The sequence below is a fragment of the Saccharopolyspora sp. genome, from assembly GCF_017434145.1.
Lineage (GTDB): Bacteria > Actinomycetota > Actinomycetes > Mycobacteriales > Pseudonocardiaceae > Saccharopolyspora_C > Saccharopolyspora_C galaxeae.
On sequence record NZ_JAFRFW010000125.1, the window covers coordinates 1 to 4,561 of the forward strand.

Consider the following 4,561-nt stretch of genomic DNA (forward strand, 5'->3'; position numbering starts at 1 on the left):
CCGGATCGGCCAGGTCCACCACGTCCCCACCGTGGAAATCGCCTTCCACGCCGGTGATCCCGGCCGCCAGCACGGACCGCCGTCGCCGCGCGACGGCGGCGACGGCTCCGTCGTCGATCCACAACCGGCCGCTCGACCCGGCGGCGTGCGCGAGCCAGAAGCGCCGCGCCGTCAGCCGCGAACCCGTGGTCGCGAACGCCGTTCCCACGTCGGCGGTGGCCAGGGCGCCCTGGGCCTCGGATGCCGAAGCCAGCAGCACCGGAATCCCCGCGCGCGCCGCCACCCGCGCGGCCTGCACTTTCGAGGCCATGCCGCCGGTCCCCACACCGGACCCGGTATCGCCCGCTTCCACACCTTCCAGGTCGGCGGGCCCGTGCACGTCCCGGATCACCGACGCCCGGCCGCTGCGCGGATCACCGTCGTACAACGCGTCCACATCGGACAGCAGCAGCAGCGCGTCCGCGCCGACCAGGTGCGCCACCAGCGCCGCCAGCCGGTCGTTGTCGCCGAAGCGGATCTCGGTGGTGGCGACCGTGTCGTTCTCGTTGACCACCGGCACCGCGCCCAGGGTGAGCAACCGCTTGAGCGTGCGCTGCGCGTTGCGGTACTGCGCGCGCCGGACGACGTCGTCGGCGGTCAGCAGCACCTGCCCCACCGTGCGCTGATACCGGGCGAACGATTCCGCGTAGGCGTGCGCGAGGGCTTGCTGCCCGACGCTGGCCGACGCCTGCTTGGTCGCCAGGTCGCGCGGACGGCGGCGCAACCCCAGCGGAGCCATCCCGGCGGCGATGGCGCCGGACGACACCAGAACCACCTGTCCCCCGTTGTCCACCCGGTTCGCCACGGCGTCCACCAAAGCCGCCAGCCGCGCGTGGTCCAGCGCGCCCTTGGACGTGGTGAGCGAGGACGAGCCGACCTTCACCACCAACCGGTGCGCTGCCCCGATCGCCTTGCGGGTCGGCGACAGCTGCACCTGGTCGGTCACCGATCCTCCTCGTCGTCCTCGCCGACGTAACTTCCCTGCGCGTCCAGGTTGGACCGGCGGGCGTTCTTCGCAGCCTTCCGGTCGGCGGCCGAGATGCGATCTTGGTCTTCCAGGCGCATGTCCGTGCCGCGACCGCTGAGCATGGTCGCCACGCCCGCGGGCGTGGACGGTTCCCAGTCGAAGGTGACCGAGCCGATGGTGACCTGGCTGCCCGGCTCCGCGCCCTGCTTGGCCAGCGCTTCCTCCACGCCGAGCTTGGCGAGCCGGTCGCCGAGGAAGCCCACCGCCTCGTCGTTGTCGAACTGCGTCTGGCGCACCCACCGCTGCGGCTTCTCGCCGCGGACGATGAAGGCGTCCGGCTCCTCCGGATCCCGTTCGACGGTGAATTCGCCTTCGCCGACCCCGGCCGGGCGCACCACGACCCGCGCGGGCTCCGGCTCGGGCTGCGCGGCGCGGTAGTTCTCGACTTCACCGGCCAGCGCGAACGACAGCTCCCGCAGCCCCTCGTGGCTGGCCGTGGACACCTCGAACACCCGCCAGCCGCGCTCTTCGAGGTCCGGCCGGACCAGTTCGGCGAGCTCCCGCGCCTCCGGCACGTCCAGCTTGTTCAGCACCAGCAGCCGCGGCCGGTCGGCGAGATCGCCGTGCTCGGCGGCCAACGCCGGTGCGTAGCGCGCCAGCTCCGCCTCCAAGGCGTCCACATCGGACATCGGGTCGCGGCCCGGTTCCAAGGTGGCGCAGTCCACGACGTGCACCAGCACCGCGCAGCGCTCGATGTGGCGCAGGAACTCCAGCCCGAGGCCGCGGCCTTCGCTGGCACCCGGGATGAGCCCGGGCACGTCGGCCATGGTGAACACGGTGTCCCCTGCGGTGATCACGCCCAGGTTCGGCGCCAGCGTGGTGAACGGGTAGTCCGCGATCTTCGGTTTCGCCGCCGAGAGCACCGAGATCAGCGAGGACTTGCCCGCCGACGGGTACCCGACCAGCCCCACGTCGGCGACCGATTTCAGCTCGAGCACCAGGTCCAGCTGCTCACCGGGCTCGCCGAGCAGCGCGAAACCCGGCGCCTTGCGGGCCTTCGTCGCCAGCGCCGCGTTGCCCAGCCCGCCGCGGCCGCCCTGCCCGGCGACGAACGTGGTTCCCGGTCCGACCAGGTCGGCGATCACCTCGCCGTCCGAATCCAGCACCACCGTGCCGTCCGGCACCGGCAGCACGACGTCCTCGCCGATCGCACCGTTGCGCAGGCTGCCGCGGCCCTGCTTGCCGTTGGATCCGCGGGCGTGCGGGCGGTGGTGGAAGTCCAGCAGCGTGTGCACCCCGGGGTCGACGACGAGCCGGACGTCTCCGCCGCGCCCGCCGTTGCCCCCGTCCGGGCCGCCGAGCGGCTTGAACTTCTCCCGGTGCACCGAGGCGCAGCCATTCCCACCGTCGCCGGCGGCGACGTGGATGGTCACGCGGTCAACGAACCGCGACACGAGTCCCTCCAGGTGCGAAGAATGCCGCCAACCGCGCGGAGCGGGCGGCGAACGCGAAAGAGGGGCGGGGCCGGTGTGCGAACCGGACCCGCCCCTCGTTCGGGAGTTTGTGCCGAGAGCCGGGTCAGTCCTCGGCCGGCACGATGTTGACGGTCTTGCGACCGCGCTTGCTGCCGAACTCGACCTCGCCGGTGGAGAGCGCGAACAGCGTGTCGTCCTTGCCGCGGCCCACGTTGAAGCCGGGGTGGAACTTGGTGCCGCGCTGCCGGATCAGGATCTCACCGGCGCTGACGAGCTGGCCGCCGAACCGCTTCACCCCGAGGTACTTCGGGTTCGAATCGCGGCCGTTGCGGGAGTTGGATGCGCCCTTCTTGGTGGACATGATCAGGTCCTCACTTGGAGATGCCAGTGACCTCGACGCGGGTCAGCTTCTGCCGGTGACCCTGGCGCTTCTGGTAGCCGGTCTTGTTCTTGAACTTGTGGATGCGGATCTTGGGACCCTTGGTCTGCTCGACCAGCTTGCCGGTCACCGAGACCTTCGCCAGCGCGTCGGCGTCGGCGGTGACGTCGGAGCCGTCGACGACCAGTACAGCCGGGAAGGTGACCTCGGTACCGGATTCGCCTTCGAGCTTCTCGACCTCGACGACGTCCCCGACCGCCACCTTGTACTGCTTGCCGCCGGTCTTGACGATCGCGTACATGAGTCGGAAGTCTCCTGCTGCTCGGTTCGCTTGGTTCACCCGTTGACGCCCACTCCGGCGGGGCCGGAGATCCACCCGGCAGTGCCGGGTTTCGGTGGGTTCCTGTGTCACGACCCTCGACCCGCGAGGGGCGCACCGGGTTCCACAGGCGTTTAAGCTCTCCGCCCGTCCGGCGGCGAGAAGTGCCCTCACAGCATACAGACCGCTCGCGGCGGCCTTACTCCGGGCTTGACTCCCGGGGAAGGAACCGGGTTTTCCGCGCGATCTCCCTGCGGTTCGATCTTACCTTGCTACTGTGAGTCGCCGTTCGACCTTCACATGGGGATTCAGCGTGACCGAGACCGCATCCGGACCACGGCGGACCGAGCACGAAGAGCCTGCGCCCGCCGACCACCTGCAGCGGTTGCGCGAAAGCGCGGCAGGGCCTCGGTCACTGCTGCTGATGGCCGCGCTGCCACCGCTGATGATGCTGCGCGAGGTGCTGCGGTACCCGCAGATGCACTTCTACGACTACTGGTGGGTGCTGCTGGACATCACGAACCCGGACGGCTCGCTGCGTCCGGAGGCGCTGCTCGGTTTTCGCAACGAGCACCCGTTCGTCCTGCCGAGCCTGTTGTTCTGGTTGAGCGCCCGGTTCGGCGGCGGCTCGAACCACCCGCTGGGCCTGCTGGTGCTGGCGTTCGGCGTCGGATGCGTGCTGCTGGTGTGGGCGATGCTGCCCGCGGACCTGGGGCGCTGGCAGCGCGCGGGGCTCGTGGTGGCGACCTCGGCGCTGGTGTTCAACCCGCACGGCATCCACAACTTCGTGCGTTCCATGAGCGGTGCTTCGTGGGTGCTGGCGATGCTGCTGGTGCTGAGCGCGCTGCTGGCGATGCAGCGCGGACGTCCCGTCCCGGCGGTGCTGCTCGGCTTGTTGGCTTCGATCAGCTACGGCACGTCGTTCGCGGTGTGGCCGGCGCTGTCGGTGCTGGCCTGGATGCGCGGGGAGCGCAGGCGGCGAGTCGCCGCCCCGATGGTCATCGGAGTGGTCGTCGTGGCCGCCTGGCTGGTGTTGCGCGGTCCCCAAGGCGGGGGCGGCGCCTCGCCCACCGATGATCCGGCGCAGGCCATGCTGGCGGGGCTGAGCATGATCGGCATGGTGTGGACCGGCACGGAACCGGCGTTGGCCCTGGTCGCGGGCGTTGCCGGGCTGGCGGTGCTGGCGCTGCACCTGCCGGGGTGCCTGCGCCCGCAGGCCCGCGCGGCCAGTGCCGCCTGGTGGGGACTGGCGGTGTACGCGATCGGCTGCGCGGTGATGATCTCGGGTTCGCGGGCGGCATTCGGCGAGTCCGCAGGTTTGCAGAGCCGCTACAACAGCATGTCGGCCGCGCTGTGGATCGCCGTGCTCGTCATCGCCGTCA

At 70.9% G+C, this 4,561-nt stretch carries 4 protein-coding genes and 1 pseudogene; 1 reads left to right on the forward strand and 4 read right to left on the reverse strand.

Annotated elements, in window-relative coordinates; genetic code table 11:
* From proB to rplU, 4 genes are all read right to left on the reverse strand, one after another.
* Nucleotides 1-985 (reverse strand): glutamate 5-kinase (gene proB, locus IJH84_RS03315; protein ID WP_295140014.1); only part of this gene is annotated, 985 nt, incomplete at its 3' end.
* Entirely contained in the window at nt 982-2,472 is a 1,491-nt protein-coding gene (obgE, locus tag IJH84_RS03320; RefSeq protein WP_200071147.1) for a GTPase ObgE, read from the reverse strand. The genes proB and obgE, both read right to left, overlap by 4 nt.
* Nucleotides 2,473-2,584: 112 nt before the next feature.
* Nucleotides 2,585-2,842 (reverse strand): 50S ribosomal protein L27, encoded by a 258-nt coding sequence (gene rpmA, locus IJH84_RS03325; protein ID WP_200070928.1) that lies wholly within the window; start codon nt 2,840-2,842, stop codon nt 2,585-2,587.
* Between the two features lie 10 nt (nt 2,843-2,852).
* On the reverse strand, nt 2,853-3,161 hold the full coding sequence (gene rplU, locus IJH84_RS03330) for a 50S ribosomal protein L21 (protein WP_200070927.1): 309 nt from the start codon (nt 3,159-3,161) through the stop codon (nt 2,853-2,855).
* A gap of 331 nt (nt 3,162-3,492) precedes the next feature.
* Between rplU and IJH84_RS03335 the strand changes: the two are divergent.
* Nucleotides 3,493-4,561, forward strand: a pseudogene (locus IJH84_RS03335) (hypothetical protein); the annotation flags it as partial.